Origin of the sequence: Citrobacter sp. CF971 (genome assembly GCF_006385635.1) — a bacterium.
Lineage (GTDB): Bacteria > Pseudomonadota > Gammaproteobacteria > Enterobacterales > Enterobacteriaceae > Citrobacter > Citrobacter freundii.
Window position 1 is genome coordinate 1,043,284 of the sequence record NZ_CP041051.1, and the last position, 21,616, is coordinate 1,064,899.

Annotated in this window: 17 protein-coding genes, 2 tRNA genes, 3 rRNA genes and 3 pseudogenes; 15 read left to right on the top strand and 10 right to left on the bottom strand. The window is 52.7% G+C overall.

Going from position 1 to position 21,616, the window contains the following annotated elements; genetic code table 11:
• Nucleotides 1-33: 33 nt before the first annotated feature.
• The 3 genes from ldcC to tilS all read left to right on the top strand — a co-directional run bounded on the left by ldcC (nt 34) and on the right by tilS (nt 3,982).
• Nucleotides 34-2,172: a lysine decarboxylase LdcC gene (ldcC, locus tag E6P06_RS08390; RefSeq protein WP_106902626.1), complete on the top strand. Its 2,139-nt coding sequence runs from the start codon at nt 34-36 to the stop codon at nt 2,170-2,172.
• A gap of 66 nt (nt 2,173-2,238) precedes the next feature.
• On the top strand, nt 2,239-2,628 hold the full coding sequence (locus tag E6P06_RS08395) for a VOC family protein (protein WP_003018507.1): 390 nt from the start codon (nt 2,239-2,241) through the stop codon (nt 2,626-2,628).
• A gap of 61 nt (nt 2,629-2,689) precedes the next feature.
• Nucleotides 2,690-3,982, top strand: a complete 1,293-nt coding sequence (gene tilS, locus E6P06_RS08400) for a tRNA lysidine(34) synthetase TilS (protein ID WP_139935113.1) — start codon at nt 2,690-2,692, stop codon at nt 3,980-3,982.
• A gap of 63 nt (nt 3,983-4,045) precedes the next feature.
• On the opposite strand, the gene rof is transcribed toward tilS, so the two are convergent.
• Nucleotides 4,046-4,306, bottom strand: a complete 261-nt coding sequence (gene rof, locus E6P06_RS08405; protein ID WP_003018503.1) for a Rho-binding antiterminator — start codon at nt 4,304-4,306, stop codon at nt 4,046-4,048.
• Nucleotides 4,293-4,493, bottom strand: coding sequence for a YaeP family protein (locus E6P06_RS08410; protein ID WP_003018499.1), 201 nt, complete (start codon nt 4,491-4,493; stop codon nt 4,293-4,295). The genes rof and E6P06_RS08410 overlap by 14 nt, the downstream gene beginning before the upstream one ends.
• 188 nt (nt 4,494-4,681) lie before the next feature.
• On the opposite strand from E6P06_RS08410, the gene E6P06_RS08415 reads away from it, so the two are divergent.
• The 3 genes from E6P06_RS08415 to nlpE are packed head-to-tail and all read left to right on the top strand — an operon-like array spanning nt 4,682 to nt 6,375.
• On the top strand, nt 4,682-5,227 hold the full coding sequence (locus E6P06_RS08415; protein WP_139935114.1) for a YaeQ family protein: 546 nt from the start codon (nt 4,682-4,684) through the stop codon (nt 5,225-5,227).
• The gene (gene arfB / locus E6P06_RS08420; protein ID WP_003018489.1) at nt 5,224-5,646 is read left to right on the top strand and encodes an alternative ribosome rescue aminoacyl-tRNA hydrolase ArfB; all 423 of its coding nucleotides are present in this window, start codon (nt 5,224-5,226) and stop codon (nt 5,644-5,646) included. Before E6P06_RS08415 ends, arfB begins: the two co-directional genes overlap by 4 nt.
• Before the next feature lie 30 nt (nt 5,647-5,676).
• A complete protein-coding gene (nlpE, locus tag E6P06_RS08425; protein WP_085951559.1) occupies nt 5,677-6,375 on the top strand; it encodes an envelope stress response activation lipoprotein NlpE in 699 nt (232 codons plus the stop codon).
• A 44-nt stretch (nt 6,376-6,419) separates the two neighbouring features.
• Here the strand turns inward: nlpE and proS are convergent, their stop codons facing one another.
• The 6 genes from proS to metN all read right to left on the bottom strand — a co-directional run bounded on the left by proS (nt 6,420) and on the right by metN (nt 12,014).
• Nucleotides 6,420-8,138, bottom strand: a complete 1,719-nt coding sequence (gene proS, locus E6P06_RS08430; RefSeq protein ID WP_016149584.1) for a proline--tRNA ligase — start codon at nt 8,136-8,138, stop codon at nt 6,420-6,422.
• A 113-nt stretch (nt 8,139-8,251) separates the two neighbouring features.
• Nucleotides 8,252-8,959: a tRNA (N6-threonylcarbamoyladenosine(37)-N6)-methyltransferase TrmO gene (gene tsaA / locus E6P06_RS08435; RefSeq protein ID WP_139935115.1), complete on the bottom strand. Its 708-nt coding sequence runs from the start codon at nt 8,957-8,959 to the stop codon at nt 8,252-8,254.
• Nucleotides 8,956-9,360: an Rcs stress response system protein RcsF gene (gene rcsF, locus E6P06_RS08440; RefSeq protein ID WP_003018477.1), complete on the bottom strand. Its 405-nt coding sequence runs from the start codon at nt 9,358-9,360 to the stop codon at nt 8,956-8,958. Before rcsF ends, tsaA begins: the two co-directional genes overlap by 4 nt.
• A 116-nt stretch (nt 9,361-9,476) precedes the next feature.
• Nucleotides 9,477-10,292, bottom strand: coding sequence for a methionine ABC transporter substrate-binding lipoprotein MetQ (metQ, locus tag E6P06_RS08445; protein WP_003018474.1), 816 nt, complete (start codon nt 10,290-10,292; stop codon nt 9,477-9,479).
• Between the two features lie 44 nt (nt 10,293-10,336).
• Entirely contained in the window at nt 10,337-10,990 is a 654-nt protein-coding gene (locus tag E6P06_RS08450) for a methionine ABC transporter permease MetI (RefSeq protein ID WP_003018471.1), read from the bottom strand.
• On the bottom strand, nt 10,983-12,014 hold the full coding sequence (metN, locus tag E6P06_RS08455; RefSeq protein ID WP_048233857.1) for a methionine ABC transporter ATP-binding protein MetN: 1,032 nt from the start codon (nt 12,012-12,014) through the stop codon (nt 10,983-10,985). Before metN ends, E6P06_RS08450 begins: the two co-directional genes overlap by 8 nt.
• Before the next feature lie 189 nt (nt 12,015-12,203).
• Between metN and gmhB the strand changes: the two genes are divergently transcribed.
• The 9 genes and pseudogenes from gmhB to E6P06_RS08495 all read left to right on the top strand — a co-directional run bounded on the left by gmhB (nt 12,204) and on the right by E6P06_RS08495 (nt 20,029).
• Nucleotides 12,204-12,770 (top strand): D-glycero-beta-D-manno-heptose 1,7-bisphosphate 7-phosphatase, encoded by a 567-nt coding sequence (gene gmhB, locus E6P06_RS08460; protein ID WP_003829138.1) that lies wholly within the window; start codon nt 12,204-12,206, stop codon nt 12,768-12,770.
• 366 nt (nt 12,771-13,136) lie between these two features.
• Nucleotides 13,137-14,677: ribosomal RNA gene (locus E6P06_RS08465) — 16S ribosomal RNA — on the top strand.
• A gap of 85 nt (nt 14,678-14,762) precedes the next feature.
• Nucleotides 14,763-14,838: transfer RNA gene (locus E6P06_RS08470), tRNA-Glu, on the top strand.
• Nucleotides 14,839-15,059: 221 nt separating this feature from the next.
• A 23S ribosomal RNA gene (locus E6P06_RS08475) occupies nt 15,060-17,966 on the top strand.
• Between the two features lie 96 nt (nt 17,967-18,062).
• Nucleotides 18,063-18,178: ribosomal RNA gene (rrf, locus tag E6P06_RS08480) — 5S ribosomal RNA — on the top strand.
• Together the 16S, 23S and 5S rRNA genes with 2 tRNA genes alongside form the textbook arrangement of a ribosomal RNA operon.
• A 56-nt stretch (nt 18,179-18,234) precedes the next feature.
• A tRNA-Asp gene (locus E6P06_RS08485) sits at nt 18,235-18,311 on the top strand.
• 187 nt (nt 18,312-18,498) lie between these two features.
• Nucleotides 18,499-18,675 (top strand): transposase, encoded by a 177-nt coding sequence (locus E6P06_RS28220; RefSeq protein ID WP_003843898.1) that lies wholly within the window; start codon nt 18,499-18,501, stop codon nt 18,673-18,675.
• Nucleotides 18,676-18,698: 23 nt separating this feature from the next.
• Nucleotides 18,699-19,248: pseudogene (locus E6P06_RS08490) on the top strand (IS3 family transposase).
• Nucleotides 19,249-19,298: 50 nt separating this feature from the next.
• Nucleotides 19,299-20,029 (top strand): IS1-like element IS1A family transposase gene (locus tag E6P06_RS08495; protein WP_246862895.1). Its coding sequence is split into 2 segments (ribosomal slippage): nt 19,299-19,548 and nt 19,548-20,029, totalling 732 coding nucleotides; the frame shifts between segments, so codons are not numbered across the junction.
• Here the strand turns inward: E6P06_RS08495 and E6P06_RS08500 are convergent.
• Nucleotides 20,007-21,137 (bottom strand): annotated as a pseudogene (locus E6P06_RS08500) (VasL domain-containing protein); the annotation flags it as partial. The gene E6P06_RS08495 and the pseudogene E6P06_RS08500 overlap by 23 nt on opposite strands.
• 87 nt (nt 21,138-21,224) lie before the next feature.
• Nucleotides 21,225-21,477: pseudogene (locus E6P06_RS08505) on the bottom strand (SymE family type I addiction module toxin).
• Between the last annotated feature and the right edge of the window lie 139 nt (nt 21,478-21,616).

Genomic DNA, 21,616 nt, shown 5'->3' on the forward strand with positions numbered 1-21,616 from the left:
TATGATTAACTAAGGTTTTTCCAGGAGGAACGCATGAATATCATTGCCATCATGGGACCGCATGGCGTCTTTTATAAAGATGAGCCCATCAAGGAACTTGAACGTGCGCTGCAGCAGCAGGGGTTTCAGATTATCTGGCCGCAGAATAGCGTCGATCTGCTGAAGTTTATCGAACATAACCCGCGAATTTGCGGCGTCATTTTTGACTGGGATGAATACAGTCTGGAACTGTGCAGCGACATCAACCAGCTCAACGAGTATCTCCCGCTCTACGCCTTTATTAATACCCATTCGACGATGGATGTCAGTGCGCACGACCTGCGCATGGCGCTGTGGTTTTTTGAGTATGCGCTGGGTCAGTCTGAAGACATTGCCACCCGTATCCGCCAGTACACCAGCGAATACCTCGATAACATCACGCCTCCTTTTACCAAAGCGCTGTTTACCTATGTGAAGGAAGGGAAGTATACCTTCTGCACGCCTGGGCACATGGCGGGAACGGCGTACCAGAAAAGTCCGGTCGGCTGCCTGTTCTATGATTTCTTTGGCGGCAATACGGTGAAAGCCGACGTGTCCATTTCCGTAACCGAACTGGGCTCATTGCTTGATCATACCGGTCCGCACCTGGAAGCGGAGGAGTATATCGCGCGTACTTTTGGTGCCGAGCAGAGCTATATGGTGACCAACGGCACCTCGACATCGAACAAGATTGTCGGTATGTATGCTGCACCTGCAGGCAGTACGCTCCTGATTGACCGCAACTGCCATAAGTCACTGGCGCATTTGCTGATGATGAGCGATGTGGTGCCAATCTGGCTGAAGCCTACGCGTAACGCGCTGGGGATCCTCGGCGGTATACCCCGTCGGGAATTTACCCACGCAAGCATTGAACGCAAAGTTGAGGAAACCAATCAGGCGCAATGGCCGGTCCACGCGGTGATCACCAACTCCACCTATGATGGCCTGTTGTATAACACCAACTGGATCAAACAAACGCTGGATGTGCCCTCCATCCATTTTGATTCAGCCTGGGTGCCGTATACCCATTTTCATCCGATCTATCAGGGGAAAAGCGGGATGAGCGGCGAACGGGTACCGGGAAAGGTGATTTTTGAAACCCAGTCTACCCACAAGATGCTGGCGGCGTTGTCACAGGCTTCGCTGATCCACATTAAGGGCGACTATGATGAAGACACGTTCAACGAAGCCTTTATGATGCACACCTCTACGTCTCCGAGCTATCCGATAGTGGCGTCGATAGAAACGGCGGCGGCAATGCTGCGTGGCAATTCAGGCAAGCGGTTAATCAATCGTTCGGTGGAACGGGCGCTGCATTTCCGTAAAGAAGTGCAACGTCTGCGTGAAGAGTCGGATGGCTGGTTCTTTGATATCTGGCAGCCGGAAAAGGTAGATGAAGCAGAGTGCTGGCCGGTAGCGCCAGGTGAAGACTGGCACGGATTTGTTGATGCTGATGCCGACCACATGTTCCTTGACCCGGTGAAGGTCACGATTTTGACGCCGGGAATGGATGAACAGGGAAATATGAGCGAAGAGGGGATCCCCGCGGCGCTGGTGGCGAAATTCCTTGATGAACGCGGTGTCGTAGTCGAGAAGACGGGACCGTATAACCTGTTGTTCCTGTTCAGCATTGGTATTGATAAAACCCGGGCGATGGGGCTGCTACGTGGCCTGACGGAATTTAAGCGCTCGTACGATCTGAATTTACGTGTGAAAAATATGCTGCCGGATCTATATGCTGAAGATCCCGATTTCTATCGCAATATGCGTATTCAGGATCTGGCGCAGGGGATCCATCAGTTGATCCGCCAGCATGATCTCTCCGGGTTGATGCTGCGGGCATTTGATACCTTGCCGGAAATGAAAATGACGCCGCACCAGGCCTGGCAGCGGCAGATCAAAGGTGAGGTCGAAACGGTAGCACTTGATCAACTGGTGGGGCGCGTTTCTGCCAATATGATCCTGCCTTATCCTCCCGGTGTGCCGCTTTTGATGCCCGGGGAAATGATCACTGCCAAAAGCCGGGCTGTCCTCGATTTTCTTCTGATGCTGTGCTCGGTAGGGCAGCGCTACCCTGGATTTGAAACCGATATCCATGGCGCTAAACTGGGCGAGGATGGCCTGTATCGCGTGAGAGTCTTAAAAATGGCATAACGACTTGCCTGACCCCAAGACGTTCGAGTAACGTTCTGACAGAAAAATGAAAGAGGCGATGACGCTATGCTGGGATTAAAACAGGTTCACCATATTGCCATTATTGCGACAGACTACGCGGCGAGTAAGGCATTTTACTGCGATGTGCTTGGCTTTACACTGATGAGCGAAGCCTATCGGGAAGAGAGAGACTCGTGGAAAGGCGATCTGGCATTGAACGGCCAGTATGTGATTGAGCTTTTTTCTTTCCCGTTTCCACCTTGCCGTCCGAGCCGACCGGAAGCCTGTGGTTTGCGTCATCTGGCGTTCAGCGTAGATGACGTGGAAAAGGCGATAATTCATCTGGAAAGCCATGATGTGAAATGCGAGCCGGTACGAATCGATCCGTTTACCGGCAAACGTTTTACGTTTTTTAACGATCCGGACGGATTACCCCTCGAACTGTACGAGCTGTAAGGCTTGTCATTGTGGCGTTAGCCCGGTAACGTGCCGGGCAATGCCATTGTAAGTAACCATCATGACGACACTCACGCTGAACACTTCGCTGCTGAATTCTCAATCGATTCTGGTCGCCTTTAGCGGCGGGCTGGATTCCACCGTATTGCTGCATCAGTTGGTGCAGTGGCGAGCGCTGCATCCTGATGTTGCTTTACGCGCAATCCACATTCATCACGGATTAAGCCCACACGCAGACAGTTGGGTACAGCACTGTGAGTCGGTATGCGCGCAGTGGCAGGTGTCGCTGGTGGTTGAGCGGGTACACCTTGAGGATGATGGTCTGGGCATCGAAGCCCAGGCGCGACGCGCGCGCTATCAGGCGTTTGCGCAGACCTTACTACCGGGCGAGGTGCTGATGACCGCACAGCATCTCGATGACCAGTGTGAAACCTTTCTGCTGGCGCTTAAACGCGGCAGTGGTCCTGCCGGACTTTCCGCCATGGGGGAAAGCTCTCCGTTTGCCGGAACCCAGCTGATTCGACCGCTGCTGGCGCAAACGCGAGAGGCGCTTGAAGCATGGGCACGGCAGCATGAATTATGCTGGATTGAAGATGAAAGTAATCAGGATGATACCTACGATCGCAATTTCCTCAGATTGCGCGTTACCCCATTGCTCCAACAGCGCTGGCCGCACTTCGCGCAAGCCGTTGCCCGCAGCGCTGCGCTGTGCGCTGAGCAGGAGAGTTTATTGGATGAACTGCTGGCCAGCGATTTAGCCGATTGCATCACATCCCGCGGAACACTGTTACTGACGCCATTAATGATGATGAGCGGCGTGCGTCGTGCCGCGCTGCTTCGTCGCTGGCTGGCGGGGTTAAATGCGCCGATGCCTTCCCGTGATGGGCTGGAACGTATCTGGCAGGAAGTGGCGCTGGCGCGGGAAGACGCGTCACCAAGTTTTCGCCTCGGGGAGTTCGAGGTCCGTCGTTATCAGTCACAGCTGTGGTGGGTGAAGTCAGTCGATGGGCAAAGCGAAACTGTTATCCCGTGGTTAGAGTGGAAAACACCGTTGACGCTGCCTGCCGGATTGGGTTCGGTTCAGTTAATCTCTGCGGGTGATTTGCGCTTGCCGCAAGCGGATGAAGTCGTCAGTATCCGTTTTAAAGCGCCAGGGTTATTGCATATTGTCGGGCGTAACGGCGGACGGAAATTAAAAAAAATCTGGCAGGAGCAGGGGATCCCGCCCTGGCGACGAGATACCACACCGCTGCTGTTTTACGGCGAAACGTTGATTGCGGCTGCGGGTGTTTTCGTGACGCGTGAGGGGACGGCGGAAGGTGAAGAAGGCGTGAGGCTGGTATGGCATGCCTGATGGTGCTGCGCTTATCAGGCCTACGTTTCACATGGAAAGTAGGCCGGATAAGGCGAAAAAAAGTTAAGATTCGCTGACCACCACGGTACCGATCTGCGGGTGGCTGAAGCTGGCAATTTTGTCGAGACGAAGCTCCCGGGTTTCACCTGCGACATCTGCGACCAGATACTCCACGTTTTTGCGTGAAACCAGGTCGTTCGCTTTCGCCTGCAAAACTTCGCCATCTTTTAGCGCCAGCGTCAGTAACAAATGGTGCTGGCAGGCGAGTTCAAGATTGTCGTAATCATCGCAGTTGATGGGTTGATACGTTTCATTCATTGACATAATCGCTCACCAGTAAGTTCGCGGCAGCATACGCCGCTTTTTCCCTGACCGACTCTGGAAGGGCGCTGTCTGCCGCCACTTCATTAAGCACCTTCAATACGCAACCCAGCGCATCCGGGATATACCCTAAGTCTCCGCTGGCGATTTCCGCGTACCGCTTGCGTATTAACTCACAATATTTTTCCACATGCCCTCCTGTCAGCACTCTGACTTAACCGTGGATGCAAGTCTAAGCCTACGAAGATAAACTCTGTTTAGCAAGGTGACTATACCATACTCATTCAAGCAATATCAGCGCCTTGATAGAGGAGCAGTTAGCAGCCTTTTGCCGCAGTTTTCGCTACAATGTGCGCCTGAATCGAAAGGAGTTCTCTCATGGCGCTTAAAGCGACAATTTATAAAGCCGTCGTCAACGTAGCGGATCTTGACCGCAACCAGTTCCTTGACGCGGCCTTGACGCTGGCGCGTCACCCCTCTGAAACCCAGGAGCGCATGATGTTGCGCCTGCTGGCCTGGATCAAATATGCCGATGAACGGCTGCAGTTCACGCGTGGTCTGAGTGCGGAAGACGAGCCTGAAGCATGGCTGCGTAACGACCATCTGGGTATCGATCTCTGGATTGAGCTGGGTCTGCCGGATGAGCGCCGTATTAAAAAAGCCTGTATCCAGTCTAGAGAGGTTGCCCTGTTTGCTTACAACAGCCGTGCGGCTCAGATCTGGTGGCAGCAAAATCAGAACAAGTGCGCGCAGTTTAAAAATCTGACCGTGTGGTATCTGGATGATGAACAACTGGCGCAACTGAGTGATTTTGCAGGTCGTACAATGGCGCTGCAGGCAACTATCCAGGACGGTGCTATCTGGCTGTCTGACTCTCAGAACAATCTGGAAATTCATCTGACCGCGTGGCAGCCGCGTTCATGATTGTTATCTCCCGAAACGTCTCTATCCCTGATAATGAGCTGGAAATCACGGCGATTCGGGCGCAGGGCGCGGGCGGTCAGCACGTTAACAAGACCTCGACGGCTATCCATTTGCGCTTTGACATTCGGGCCTCTGGCCTGCCAGAGTATTACAAGGAACGTTTGCTTGCCGCCAGCCATCATCTGATTAGCGGTGATGGCGTTATTATCATTAAGGCGCAGGAATACCGTAGCCAGGAACTTAATCGGGAAGCGGCAATCTCCCGGCTGGTAGCGGTGATAAAAGAATTAACCGCAGTGCAAAAAAGCCGACAGGCAACTCGCCCTACACGCGCCTCGAAAGAGCGCAGGTTGTCATCAAAGGCGCAAAAATCCACAGTGAAAGCACTGCGTGGGAGAGTTCGTCGAACGCAAGACTGACGAGCGGGAATAAAAATTTATAAGGAATTGATAGTGAAAACAGCAATATTGTCCGTAGTCGCTGCATGCACGCTTTTTTCCTTGATCGGCTGTAATAACCGTACTGAAGTTGAAGTACTACAGCCGACGCGGGCGGCAGAATTAAAACCGATGCAGCAAAGCTGGCGTGGCATCTTACCTTGCGCGGACTGTGAAGGGATTGAAACCTCTCTGTTTCTGGAAAAAGACGGTACATGGGTGATGAACGAACGTTATCAGGGCGTGCGGGATGAACCGTCTTCGTTTGCCTCTTATGGCACATGGGCGCGCACTGCCGACAAGCTGGTGCTGACCGACAGCAAAGGTGAAAAGTCGTACTACCGGGCTAAAGGCGAGGCGCTGGAAATGCTCGATCGTGAAGGTAACCCGATTGAGTCACAGTTTAACTACACGCTCCAGCCAGTTTCCGCCAGCTTACCGGTGACGCCAATGCCGATGCGAGGCATGTATTTCTATATGGCTGACGCGGCAATCTTTACCGACTGCGCAACGGGTAAACGGATGCCGGTGGCGAATAATGCTCAGCTTGAACGTGACTATTTAGCTGCGCGTGCAGAAAACGGACAGTCCGTATTGCTGACGCTTGAGGCGCATTTCACGCTGGAGTCAAACCCGGATACGGGTGAGAAAGTGAAAACGTTGATGGCGGATAAAGACGCGAAATTTATCCCCGGTAAAGCGTGTAATTAATCGATAGAAAAAAGGCCCTGATAATCAGGGCCTTTTTGTTGGTATTAGCCTTTAATGGCTTTGACCAGGAAGTCGACGATGTCGCCGGTTTTAATCAGCTCTTTCTCGCCGTTACGACGGTATTTGTATTCGATATCGTCGTTGTCGAGGTTACGGTCGCCCAGCACGATAGTGTGCGGAATACCGATCAGTTCCATATCGGCAAACATCACGCCCGGACGCTCTTTACGGTCGTCCATCAGCACTTCAATGCCCTGAGCGCGCAGCTCAGCGTACAGTTTTTCCGCCAGTTCCTGCACGCGGTAGGACTTGTGCATGTTCATCGGCAAAATCGCGACCTGGAACGGGGCAATGGCGTCTGGCCATACGATGCCGCGATCGTCATAGTTCTGTTCGATAGCAGCAGCAACCACGCGAGTGACCCCGATACCGTAGCAACCCATGGTCAGGATCTGGTTACGACCATCTTCGCCCTGTACGGCGGCTTTCATCGCTTCAGAGTACTTGGTACCCAACTGGAAGATGTGGCCGACTTCGATACCGCGTTTGATCATCAGCGTACCTTTGCCGTCCGGGCTCGGGTCGCCGGCGACCACGTTACGGATATCTGCAACTTCCGGGGTAACTACGTCGCGATCCCAGTTGATACCGAAATAGTGTTTACCGTCGATGTTGGCACCGGCAGCGAAATCGCTCATTACTGCGACGGTACGGTCGATAACCACCGGAATCGGCATATTCACCGGACCGAGCGAGCCTGGACCTGCTTTTACCAACGCACGAATTTCTTCTTCGGTGGCAAAGGTCAGCGGGCTGGCAACCTGCGGCAGTTTTTCCGCTTTGACTTCGTTCAGCTCGTGATCGCCACGAACCAGCAGGGCGACCAGCGGGTAGCTGCTGCCTTCAACCGCTTTCACCAGCAGGGTTTTCACGGTTTTTTCGATAGGCAGGTTGAACTGCTCAACTAGTTCGGCGATGGTTTTGGCGTTCGGAGTATCAACCAGCGTCATTTCCTGAGTTGCTGCTGCGCGCGGCTCTTTCGGCGCAACGGCTTCGGCGAATTCGATGTTCGCCGCATAATCGGAGGAGTCGGAGAAGATCACATCGTCTTCGCCGCTCTGTGCCAGGACCTGGAATTCGTGAGAGGCGCTGCCGCCAATAGAACCGGTATCCGCTTGTACTGCACGGAAATCCAGCCCCATACGGCTGAAAATTTTGCTGTACGCAGCGTACATCGCATCGTAGGTTTCCTGCAGGGATTCCTGAGATGTGTGGAAAGAGTAGGCATCTTTCATCAGGAATTCGCGGGAACGCATCACGCCGAAGCGCGGACGGACTTCGTCACGGAATTTGGTCTGGATCTGATAGAAGTTCAGCGGCAGCTGTTTGTAAGAGCTCAGCTCGTTACGGATCAGGTCGGTGATCACTTCTTCATGCGTTGGGCCGAGGACGAACGAACGATCGCCACGGTCAGCAATACGCAGCAGTTCCGGGCCGTATTGTTCCCAACGGCCACTCTCTTCCCACAGTTCAGAAGGCTGAACGACCGGCATCAACACCTCGATCGCACCGGCGTTGTTCATCTCTTCACGCACGATATTTTCGACTTTTTTCAGGACGCGCACGCCGGTCGGCAGCCAGGTATATAACCCGGAGGCCAGCTTGCGGATCATCCCGGCGCGCAGCATCAGCTGGTGGCTGATGACTTCGGCGTCGGCAGGTGTCTCCTTCAGAGTGGAGAGCAGATATTGGCTAGTACGCATGTTGTTACGGTTCCAGTTGAACGATCGAACAGGCTCAAAACGAGCCTGGCACAAAACAAAAGTGGTTTAGTTTACCAGCGAGAAAGGGATGTCAAAAGAGTACGCGACGCAAATTAGCGGGCCTCCAGAGCAAAGACCTCAAATCCTGACGGTGTGACGCGCCAGCGGACGTTAAAGTCCAGCAGCCAGACGGCGTAGGTTTTGCCTTCTTCCTCATTTTTACGGTAGGCAGGACGCGGATCCTGCGCCAGCACTTCGGTAATAAACTGACGAAGACGCGGGTAACGTTGTTCGAGCTTCAGTAGCTGCTCCGCGAGATCTTCACTGAACGTCACCTCGACGCTGGCCTGAGGGGCGTCCTGGGCATAGCTGGCACGAGCATCAGGCAGCGATTCGGCAAACGGCAGATACGGCTTAATATCCACTACTGGCGTTCCGTCAACAAGGTCCAGTCCACCGAGTTCGAGGATTACGTGCTCTTTATGGCAGCGGGTGCCCCGCAGCTCAACCAACGACATGCCAACAGGGTTAGGACGAAACGTTGAACGTGTGGCAAAGACACCCATTCTGGCGTTGCCACCAAGACGGGGAGGGCGCACGGTCGGACGCCATCCACCTTCCATTGTCTGGTGAAAAACAAAAATCACCCACAAATGACTGAAGGCTTCCAGGCCGCGAATAGCATCGGCCTGGTTGTAAGGTGCGAGCAAATGCAGTTCACCGCAGGCGCTTTTCACCAGACCTGGCTGGCGTGGAACGGCGAACTTTTCTTTATATGGTGAGCGGATAACGCCTATTTGCTCGAACTGAAAATGGCTCATTTCGCCGAAATGTTCAGTGCAGAACCGATGCAAACCGCCTGACGATAGCAACCCGGCGTTCCGCTGGTCACTTCGCAACTGTGCAGCAATACCGCATTAGCTTTCATTTTTGATGCGTTAATCTGCATGCGTTTGCGCGCGGTTGGAATGCTCGGAGGGGAATCCTGGTTGGATGCCTGGCAGGATTCACCGCTAACTTCGCCAAGATCGCGGAACGGCTTGCCTACTAAATCTTCAGCGTTAGTAATGATTCTTACCGGCGTCGCGCGCGGTGCTTTCGGTTTTTCCGGCTCCGCTTTCGGCGGGGTTGCGGTGCTTTGAACGGGTTCAACAGGGGATCTGCTTAACATAGAACAGCCGCTCAGCAAGAGTGCTACTAAACAGATCGGTAAAGCACGCATAATATTTCCTCAATGAATGATCTAAACGTCAGATATTGAATCAGGTGCTTGCATAAATGACAAGACGGGCAAGCGCCCGTCCTGATGATATTACATATTCTGTAAACAGCCTAAAATTACCAGCCCTTAACAGCACCGCCGTTGAAGACTTTGTTTGCTGCTTCGTACACTTCATCAGACTGGTATGCCTGAACGAATTTCTTCACGTTCTCAGCATCTTTGTTGTCTTCACGAGTCACGATCAGGTTTACGTACGGAGAATCTTTATCTTCAACAAAGATACCGTCTTTTGCCGGGGTCAGGCCGATCTGGCTGGCGTAGGTGGTGTTGATGACCGCCAGTGCGATTTGAGCATCGTCCAGAGAACGCGGCAGCTGCGGCGCTTCCAGTTCAACCAGCTTCAGGTTTTTCGGGTTTTCAATCACGTCCAGCGCGGTCGGCAGCAGGCCAACACCGTCTTTCAGCTTGATTAAGCCCACTTTTTGCAGCAGCAGCAAGGAACGGCCAAGGTTAGTCGGGTCGTTTGGAATCGCGACCTGTGAACCGTCCTGCAGCTCATCCAGTGATTTGATTTTTTTGGAATAGCCCGCAATCGGGTAAACAAAAGTATTGCCTACAGCAACCAGCTTGTAACCGCGATCTTTGATCTGCTGATCCAGGTACGGTTTGTGCTGGAAGGCGTTAGCATCGATATCGCCTTTGCTCAGCGCTTCGTTAGGCAGAACGTAATCGTTAAACGTGACCAGCTCAACGTCCAGACCGTATTTTTCTTTAGCTACTTTCTGCGCGACTTCTGCAACCTGCTGCTCTGCGCCAACAATAACGCCCACTTTGATGTGATTAGGATCTTTTTCATCCTGACCGCAACCCACAAGTGCCAGAGAACCGATCAGGGCTCCAACTGCCGCAAAGGTTTTGAATTTGAACGCCATGCTTATTTCCTTTTCTTAATGAGTTTTTAGTGTTGTGTGCAACGTTATTTGTGCGTGACAGCCCGGACGATGCGATCGCCGGATAACTGAATTAAATAAACCAGAACGACGAGCAATACCAGTACTGTATTCATTACTGTAGCGTTGTAACCAATATAGCCGTACTGATAACCAATCTGTCCAAGACCACCGGCACCGACGGCACCGCCCATCGCGGAGTAACCAACCAGCGTGATAAGAGTGATGGTGGCCGCATTGACCAGTCCTGGCAGCGCTTCTGGCAGTAATACCTTACGTACAATTTGCAGCGGCGTGGCGCCCATCGCACGAGAGGCTTCTATTAGCCCGGTCGGGATTTCGAGCAGCGCGTTTTCCACCATACGGGCGATAAACGGCGCGGCGCCGACGGTCAGCGGGACGATAGCGGCCTGCAGTCCGATAGAGGTGCCTACGATCATGCGGGTGAACGGAATCATCCACACCAATAAGATGATGAACGGGATGGAACGGAAAATGTTCACCAGCGCAGAGAGCGTACGGTAGAGCTTCGCGTTCTCAATGATTTGCCCCGGACGCGTTACGTACAGCAACACGCCAACCGGCAGACCGATCACAAAACCAAAAAAACCGGACACAAAGGTCATTGCCAGCGTTTCCCATACGCCGCGAACCAGCAGCCACATCATCGGCTCAGACATAACCTAGTACCTCTACTTTTACATGGTGTTCCTGCAACCAGTTGATGGCTGCTTGTGTATCTTCCTGTGTGCCGTGCATTTCAGTCAGCATGATGCCGAATTTCACACCGCCGGCGTAATCCATCTGCGCGCTTATAATGTTGTTATTAACGTTAAAACGGCGGGCCGTCTCAGAAAGTAGCGGCGCATCGACCGAATGACCGGTGAATTCCATACGCAGCATCGGCACACTGTCTGCTTCTGGCTCGGCTTTTAACCGTTCCAGGTAATCTTCCGGGATATCCAGGTGCAGCGTGGACTGAATAAATTTCTGTGCCAGCGGCGTTTTCGGGTGTGAGAACACTTCGCTAACGGTGTCCTGTTCGATCAGTTCACCATCACTGATGACCGCCACGCAGTCACAAATGCGTTTTACAACGTCCATCTCATGGGTTATCAGCAGAATGGTAAGTCCCAGACGACGGTTAATGTCTTTCAATAATTCCAGAATCGAGCGGGTCGTTGCCGGATCGAGTGCGCTGGTGGCTTCATCACACAGCAGCACTTTGGGATTGCTTGCCAGCGCACGGGCGATCGCCACGCGCTGTTTTTGTCCACCGGAAAGATTGGCCGGGTAGCTATCGTGCTTGTCACCAAGACCAACCAAATCCAACAGTTCTGTTACACGGCGTTTGATCTCTTCTTTTGGCGTGTTATCCAGTTCCAGCGGCAGCGCGACGTTGCCAAACACGGTGCGGGAAGAGAGCAGGTTAAAGTGTTGGAAAATCATGCCGATTTGACGGCGAGCTTTGGTCAGCTCTGACTCAGAAAGCGTCGTGAGTTCCTGACCGCCGACCTGAACGCTGCCTTCGGTTGGGCGTTCAAGTAAGTTAACGCAGCGGATGAGCGTACTTTTACCGGCACCGGAGGCGCCAATAACGCCATAAATCTGCCCTGCAGGAACATGCAGGCTGACGTTATTTAACGCCTGAATGGTGCGAGTCCCCTGCTGGAACACTTTGGTGATATTCGAAAGTTTAATCATTGGTTATTTATTATCGTAATTAAGTTAGCCGTGGCATTTTCGTCTGTCAGGTACGGTCGAAGCCGTCAACAAGATGGATGTTAAGGCATCCAGACGTCTAAATCAATCAGGCTTTGCGCGATGAGCACTTTCTTGCCCGCTGAAACATGCGATACTAGAGCCACATGCCTTATTCAGGAGCTATAAAAGGTGGCAAAGTCTGTACCCGCAATTTTTCTCGACCGTGACGGTACCATTAATGTGGACCACGGTTATGTACATGAGATCGATGAGTTTGAGTTTATCGACGGCGTTATTGATGCCATGCGTGAACTTAAAAAGATGGGTTACGCGCTCATTATTGTGACGAACCAGTCTGGTATCGCGCGTGGTAAATTTACTGAGGCGCAGTTTGAAACGTTGACCGAATGGATGGACTGGTCGCTGGCCGATCGCGATGTTGAGCTGGATGGCATCTACTACTGCCCGCATCACCCACAGGGTACCGTGGAAGAGTATCGTCAGGTCTGCGACTGTCGTAAACCGCATCCTGGCATGTTTATCTCCGCCCGAGACTTCTTGCACATCGATATGGCCGCTTCTTATATGGTAGGCGACAAAATTGAAGATATGCAGGCGGCGGCAGCTGCGAATGTTGGCACGAAGGTATTGGTGCGCACAGGCAAACCCGTCACACCGGAAGCAGAAAATGCGGCAGATTTGGTCATAAATAGTCTGGCAGACCTGCCAATGGCGATAAAAAAGCAGCAAAAGTAAGCGTTATGGGCAAAAGGTGAGCGGTTGAAACAAAAATGCATTTTTCCGCTTGTCTTCCTGAGTCGACTCCCTATAATGCGCCTCCATCGACACGGCGGATGTGAATCACTTCACACAAACAGCCGGTTCGGTTGAAGAGAAAAACCTGAAAATGAGGGTTGACTCTGAAAGAGGAAAGCGTAATATACGCCACCTCGCGACAGAGCGCTAAAGCGCGTCGCAACTGCTCTTTAACAATTTATCAGACAATCTGTGTGGGCACTCGAAGATACGGATTCTTAACGTCGCAAGACGAAAAATGAATACCAAGTCTCTGAGTGAACATACGTAATTCATTACGAAGTTTAATTCACGAGCATCAAACTTAAATTGAAGAGTTTGATCATGGCTCAGATTGAACGCTGGCGGCAGGCCTAACACATGCAAGTCGAACGGTAGCACAGAGGAGCTTGCTCCTTGGGTGACGAGTGGCGGACGGGTGAGTAATGTCTGGGAAACTGCCCGATGGAGGGGGATAACTACTGGAAACGGTAGCTAATACCGCATAACGTCGCAAGACCAAAGAGGGGGACCTTCGGGCCTCTTGCCATCGGATGTGCCCAGATGGGATTAGCTAGTAGGTGGGGTAACGGCTCACCTAGGCGACGATCCCTAGCTGGTCTGAGAGGATGACCAGCCACACTGGAACTGAGACACGGTCCAGACTCCTACGGGAGGCAGCAGTGGGGAATATTGCACAATGGGCGCAAGCCTGATGCAGCCATGCCGCGTGTATGAAGAAGGCCTTCGGGTTGTAAAGTACTTTCAGCGAGGAGGAAGGCGTTGTGGTTAATAACCGCAACGATTGACGTTACTCGCAGAAGAAGCACCGGCTAACTCCGTGCCAGCAGCCGCGGTAATACGGAGGGTGCAAGCGTTAATCGGAATTACTGGGCGTAAAGCGCACGCAGGCGGTCTGTCAAGTCGGATGTGAAATCCCCGGGCTCAACCTGGGAACTGCATCCGAAACTGGCAGGCTAGAGTCTTGTAGAGGGGGGTAGAATTCCAGGTGTAGCGGTGAAATGCGTAGAGATCTGGAGGAATACCGGTGGCGAAGGCGGCCCCCTGGACAAAGACTGACGCTCAGGTGCGAAAGCGTGGGGAGCAAACAGGATTAGATACCCTGGTAGTCCACGCCGTAAACGATGTCGACTTGGAGGTTGTGCCCTTGAGGCGTGGCTTCCGGAGCTAACGCGTTAAGTCGACCGCCTGGGGAGTACGGCCGCAAGGTTAAAACTCAAATGAATTGACGGGGGCCCGCACAAGCGGTGGAGCATGTGGTTTAATTCGATGCAACGCGAAGAACCTTACCTACTCTTGACATCCAGAGAACTTAGCAGAGATGCTTTGGTGCCTTCGGGAACTCTGAGACAGGTGCTGCATGGCTGTCGTCAGCTCGTGTTGTGAAATGTTGGGTTAAGTCCCGCAACGAGCGCAACCCTTATCCTTTGTTGCCAGCGATTCGGTCGGGAACTCAAAGGAGACTGCCAGTGATAAACTGGAGGAAGGTGGGGATGACGTCAAGTCATCATGGCCCTTACGAGTAGGGCTACACACGTGCTACAATGGCATATACAAAGAGAAGCGACCTCGCGAGAGCAAGCGGACCTCATAAAGTATGTCGTAGTCCGGATTGGAGTCTGCAACTCGACTCCATGAAGTCGGAATCGCTAGTAATCGTGGATCAGAATGCCACGGTGAATACGTTCCCGGGCCTTGTACACACCGCCCGTCACACCATGGGAGTGGGTTGCAAAAGAAGTAGGTAGCTTAACCTTCGGAGGGCGCTTACCACTTTGTGATTCATGACTGGGGTGAAGTCGTAACAAGGTAACCGTAGGGGAACCTGCGGTTGGATCACCTCCTTACCTTAAAGAACCTGCCTTTGTAGTGCTCACACAGATTGTCTGATGAAAAGTAAATAGCAAGGCGTCTTGCGATTGAGACTTACACGTCCCCTTCGTCTAGAGGCCCAGGACACCGCCCTTTCACGGCGGTAACAGGGGTTCGAATCCCCTAGGGGACGCCACTTGCTGGTATGTGTGAGTGAAAGTCGCCGACCCCAATATCTCAAAACTTACCTTCGGGTGACGTTTGAGATATTTGCTCTTTAAAAATCTGGATCAAGCTGAAAATTGAAACGACACACTGTTTCATTTCTCCGTAATAAGAAATGAAAAATGGTGTGTTCGAGTCTCTCAAATTTTCGCAACACGATGATGAATCGAAAGAAACATCTTCGGGTTGTGAGGTTAAGCGACTAAGCGTACACGGTGGATGCCCTGGCAGTCAGAGGCGATGAAGGACGTGCTAATCTGCGATAAGCGTCGGTAAGGTGATATGAACCGTTATAACCGGCGATTTCCGAATGGGGAAACCCAGTGTGTTCCGACACACTATCATTACGTGAATACATAGCGTAATGAAGCGAACCGGGGGAACTGAAACATCTAAGTACCCCGAGGAAAAGAAATCAACCGAGATTCCCCCAGTAGCGGCGAGCGAACGGGGAGCAGCCCAGAGTCTGAATCAGCTTGTGTGTTAGTGGAACGGTCTGGAAAGTCCGACGGTACAGGGTGATAGTCCCGTACACCAAAATGCACAGGTTGTGAACTCGAAGAGTAGGGCGGGACACGTGGTATCCTGTCTGAATATGGGGGGACCATCCTCCAAGGCTAAATACTCCTGACTGACCGATAGTGAACCAGTACCGTGAGGGAAAGGCGAAAAGAACCCCGGCGAGGGGAGTGAAAAAGAACCTGAAACCGTGTACGTACAAGCAGTGGGAGCCTCTTTATGGGGTGACTGCGTACCTTTTGTATAATGGGTCAGCGACTTATATTCTGTAGCAAGGTTAACCGTATAGGGGAGCCGAAGGGAAACCGAGTCTTAACTGGGCGTTAAGTTGCAGGGTATAGACCCGAAACCCGGTGATCTAGCCATGGGCAGGTTGAAGGTTGGGTAACACTAACTGGAGGACCGAACCGACTAATGTTGAAAAATTAGCGGATGACTTGTGGCTGGGGGTGAAAGGCCAATCAAACCGGGAGATAGCTGGTTCTCCCCGAAAGCTATTTAGGTAGCGCCTCGTGAATTCATCTTCGGGGGTAGAGCACTGTTTCGGCTAGGGGGTCATCCCGACTTACCAACCCGATGCAAACTGCGAATACCGAAGAATGTTATCACGGGAGACACACGGCGGGTGCTAACGTCCGTCGTGAAGAGGGAAACAACCCAGACCGCCAGCTAAGGTCCCAAAGTCATGGTTAAGTGGGAAACGATGTGGGAAGGCACAGACAGCCAGGATGTTGGCTTAGAAGCAGCCATCATTTAAAGAAAGCGTAATAGCTCACTGGTCGAGTCGGCCTGCGCGGAAGATGTAACGGGGCTAAACCATGCACCGAAGCTGCGGCAGCGACACTATGTGTTGTTGGGTAGGGGAGCGTTCTGTAAGCCGTTGAAGGTGTGCTGTGAGGCATGCTGGAGGTATCAGAAGTGCGAATGCTGACATAAGTAACGATAATGCGGGTGAAAAACCCGCACGCCGGAAGACCAAGGGTTCCTGTCCAACGTTAATCGGGGCAGGGTGAGTCGACCCCTAAGGCGAGGCCGAAAGGCGTAGTCGATGGGAAACAGGTTAATATTCCTGTACTTGGTGTTACTGCGAAGGGGGGACGGAGAAGGCTATGTTAGCCGGGCGACGGTTGTCCCGGTTTAAGCATGTAGGCGGAGGTTCCAGGTAAATCCGGTACCTTTTTAACGCTGAGGTGTGATGACGAGGCACTACGGTGCTGAAGTAACAAATGCCCTGCTTCCAGGAAAAGCCTCTAAGCATCAGGTAACACGAAATCGTACCCCAAACCGACACAGGTGGTCAGGTAGAGAATACCAAGGCGCTTGAGAGAACTCGGGTGAAGGAACTAGGCAAAATGGTGCCGTAACTTCGGGAGAAGGCACGCTGATATGTAGGTGAAGTGATTTACTCATGGAGCTGAAATCAGTCGAAGATACCAGCTGGCTGCAACTGTTTATTAAAAACACAGCACTGTGCAAACACGAAAGTGGACGTATACGGTGTGACGCCTGCCCGGTGCCGGAAGGTTAATTGATGGGGTTATCCGTAAGGAGAAGCTCTTGATCGAAGCCCCGGTAAACGGCGGCCGTAACTATAACGGTCCTAAGGTAGCGAAATTCCTTGTCGGGTAAGTTCCGACCTGCACGAATGGCGTAATGATGGCCAGGCTGTCTCCACCCGAGACTCAGTGAAATTGAACTCGCTGTGAAGATGCAGTGTACCCGCGGCAAGACGGAAAGACCCCGTGAACCTTTACTATAGCTTGACACTGAACACTGGTCCTTGATGTGTAGGATAGGTGGGAGGCTTTGAAGTGTGGACGCCAGTCTGCATGGAGCCATCCTTGAAATACCACCCTTTAATGGCTGGTGTTCTAACGTGGACCCGTAATCCGGGTTGCGGACAGTGTCTGGTGGGTAGTTTGACTGGGGCGGTCTCCTCCTAAAGAGTAACGGAGGAGCACGAAGGTTAGCTAATCCTGGTCGGACATCAGGAGGTTAGTGCAAAGGCATAAGCTAGCTTGACTGCGAGAGTGACGGCTCGAGCAGGTGCGAAAGCAGGTCTTAGTGATCCGGTGGTTCTGAATGGAAGGGCCATCGCTCAACGGATAAAAGGTACTCCGGGGATAACAGGCTGATACCGCCCAAGAGTTCATATCGACGGCGGTGTTTGGCACCTCGATGTCGGCTCATCACATCCTGGGGCTGAAGTAGGTCCCAAGGGTATGGCTGTTCGCCATTTAAAGTGGTACGCGAGCTGGGTTTAGAACGTCGTGAGACAGTTCGGTCCCTATCTGCCGTGGGCGCTGGAGAATTGAGGGGGGCTGCTCCTAGTACGAGAGGACCGGAGTGGACGCATCACTGGTGTTCGGGTTGTCATGCCAATGGCATTGCCCGGTAGCTAAATGCGGAAGAGATAAGTGCTGAAAGCATCTAAGCACGAAACTTGCCCCGAGATGAGTTCTCCCTGAGACTTAAAGTCTCCTGAAGGAACGTTGAAGACGACGACGTTGATAGGTCGGGTGTGTAAGCGTAGCGATACGTTGAGCTAACCGATACTAATGAACCGTGAGGCTTAACCTTACAACGCCGAAGATGTTTTGGCGAAAGACAGACATCATATTCAGCTTGATTACAGATTATATCGACATGCAAAAGCGTGTTGATAAACAGAATTTGCCTGGCGGCTGTAGCGCGGTGGTCCCACCTGACCCCATGCCGAACTCAGAAGTGAAACGCCGTAGCGCCGATGGTAGTGTGGGGTCTCCCCATGCGAGAGTAGGGAACTGCCAGGCAATCAAATTGCAGTAAACCGGGATGAAGAATCCGGGTAGTGACAAAAAAATTCGGTGGAGCGGTAGTTCAGTTGGTTAGAATACCTGCCTGTCACGCAGGGGGTCGCGGGTTCGAGTCCCGTCCGTTCCGCCACTTATTGTTTAAGGATGATTTTATACGTCCTTATAAGTTGAGAAACCGCAAGTCATACAAAGACTTGCGGTTTTTTTCGTCTTATGTTTTCCTCCGGCATTCCGGGGAAGCAAAAGATAATAAGTGAATCGCCACAGGTTTAACAGACACCTCGGAGTCATTTAAAATGGCTTAAAGGGAGGTGGACATGAGCAGTAAGCGTTATCCTGAAGAGTTTAAAATTGAAGCAATCAAACAGGTTGTTGATCGTGGCTATTCTGTTTCCAGTGTCGCAACACGTCTCGATATCACTACCCACAGTCTTTATGCCTGGATAAAGAAATACGGGCCGGACTCTTCCACCAACAGAGAGCAGCCAGACTGACAGGACAAATCAAACAGTTCTGGCTGGAGTCCGGTTGCGTTTATGGCTATCGCAAAATCCATCTCGATCTGCGAGATAGCGGGCAACAATGTGGGATTAACCGGGTCTGGAGGCTGATGAAGCGTGCCGGGATAAAGGCTCAGGTCGGATATCGAAGCCCACGAGCGCGTAAAGGTGAAGTCAGTATCGTGACACCCAACAGGCTCCAGCGACAGTTCAACCCGGAAGCTCCGGATGAACGTTGGGTAACGGACATAACTTACATCCGAACCCACGAAGGCTGGCTGTATCTGGCCATAGTTGTTGACCTGTTCTCGCACAAAGTTATCGGCATGGTCAATGCAACCCCGGATGACAAAAGATATTGTTCTGAATGCACTTTTGATGGCCGTGTGGCGACGTAATCCCCAAAAACAGGTGCTGGTTCATTCTGACCAAGGTAGTCAGTACACAAGCCATGAGTGGCAGTCGTTCCTGAAATCACACGGTCTGGAGGGCAGTATGAGCCATCGTGGTAACTGTCACGACAACGCAGTTGCAGAAAGCTTTTTCCAGCTACTGAAGCGTGGGTGATGCTGCCAACTTACTGATTTAGTGTATGATGGTGTTTTTGAGGTGCTCCAGTGGCTTCTGTTTCTATCAGCTGTCCCTCCTGTTCAGCTACTGACGGGGTGGTGCGTAACGGCAAAAGCACCGCCGGACATCAGCGCTATCTCTGCTCTCACTGCCGTAAAACATGGCAACTGCAGTTCACTTACACCGCTTCTCAACCCGGTACGCACCAGAAAATCATTGATATGGCCATGAATGGCGTTGGATGCCGGGCAACTGCCCGCATTATGGGCGTTGGCCTCAACACGATTTTACGTCACTTAAAAAACTCAGGCCGCAGTCGGTAACCTCGCGCATACAGCCGGGCAGTGACGTCATCGTCTGCGCGGAAATGGACGAACAGTGGGGATACGTCGGGGCTAAATCGCGCCAGCGCTGGCTGTTTTACGCGTATGACAGGCTCCGGAAGACGGTTGTTGCGCACGTATTCGGTGAACGCACTATGGCGACGCTGGGGCGTCTTATGAGCCTGCTGTCACCCTTTGACGTGGTGATATGGATGACGGATGGCTGGCCGCTGTATGAATCCCGCCTGAAGGGAAAGCTGCACGTAATCAGCAAGCGATATACGCAGCGAATTGAGCGGCATAACCTGAATCTGAGGCAGCACCTGGCACGGCTGGGACGGAAGTCGCTGTCGTTCTCAAAATCGGTGGAGCTGCATGACAAAGTCATCGGGCATTATCTGAACATAAAACACTATCAACAAGTTGGAGTCATTACCCATCCAGTCGTTCATTAATCTCTTTTTCCAGTGCATCTGTATTTTGTTTCCGGGCGCGAGCATCCTGGTATTGCGTCAACAAATATTCCAGTGGCGTTTCCTGATTCAGCAACCGCTCGGCCTGCCAGGTCACCGTTTTGATATAGGACAGCGTGAAGCCCTTTTGTTCGGTCTCGCGTTGCATCATCAGGTCAGCAAATTCCCGCAGATTCTGGCGCGCCTGCTGCCATCCTTTCATTTGCGGGCTGCTCTGCGCGTGGGTTTTCAGGACGGTGTTCCACTGCGCGGTTGCCTGCTGCTGTTGCAGGCTCTCCGGCCAGCGGCTGTCCGCCGTGCGCGTCATCAGCGTACCGGTCTCCAGCGGCTGTAGTGGAGACGCATCTGAAATCTGTTGCAGCCGTTGCCCGTAGCTGTCCAGGTCCGGGGTGGTCAGCCAGACGGTGGCGGCACCCTGTGCGGTATCCCTGACCTGCGCCAGTTGCTGCTGCATTGGGTATACCTGCCACCACCACAGTACGGCAGTGATAGCCGCCATACAGACAACACCCGCCATAAAGCTCCTGACGCTATAACCGGGTGTGGCTCTGACGGTCGGCTCCGCATCGTTCGTGCTGTCCTGGTGAACTTCCACCCTGATGTCAGGAAGGTCAGGCAGGGGAGGGGTGACTTCCGCCGCTGCCGGAGCGCCTTCCGGGGCATAGACCAGAGTTCGTACCGTTGTCTGCGATTGCTCACCCGCCTGACGTTTTGGCTGTGGTTCAAAGCGTTTGCGTGTGTTCTGCACAAAATAAAGCAAATTTTCCACATGCGGCTTCTGCTTTAGCTCCACCTGCTGGAGCTTGTCGCAGATAAGCTGTAACGCCCGTTCCGTGCGGTACAGCACCGGCAGGTCGGCATCCGAGAAGGACATTTGCTGGCGCAGAATATTGCCGGTACGGGTATTGAACCAGTCCAGCATCCCGGTACGGGCATGATTATCCTGCGGCCAGAATTTATCCCAGTCATGGCTTACCATCGCAGCCAGTAATTCGGCTCCTTCGCAGAACCCGGTCAGCCCCTGTGTGCGGGTACGCGCCAGGGTGTAGTACGTCGCGGTATGTAAATCCACGCCGTTGGCCCTGAAAACGGGCTTTACGCATAGCGATCTCCTTCGTTGGCAGATTGATTATGCCGGATGATCTCTAAATGTGAATGGCACGATTATGCGGGCTACTTACACCTGCACCTCATCGCAGTCGGCAATCAGCACGATGCACCCCCTGCGAAATCCGCACCGTCACGCCGCGCCCGGTGTCAAAATCCGCCTCAGCCAGCCAGTTGCCTTTAAGGTGGATGCCGGGGCTATGGGAGTAATGGGTGGGGACTTTGGTTTTACGGTTGGTGTGGCAGATGCCGACAGCGCCGATTTTTACCCGGCGCTGGGTTTTGGAAAGAGTCACTTCTGGCGTAGAATCGCGTTCAGCCATGATTAACTCCCTAATAGCTAGTTGTGGTGAGCGGCGTTGGTGTGCTCGTAACACATCAGCGCCGCGTTCATTTCAATCCTTCTCTTTAGCTGCTTTTTTACCCGCTGGCACGAAGAGCGGGCGCTGCCTGCACAAGTCA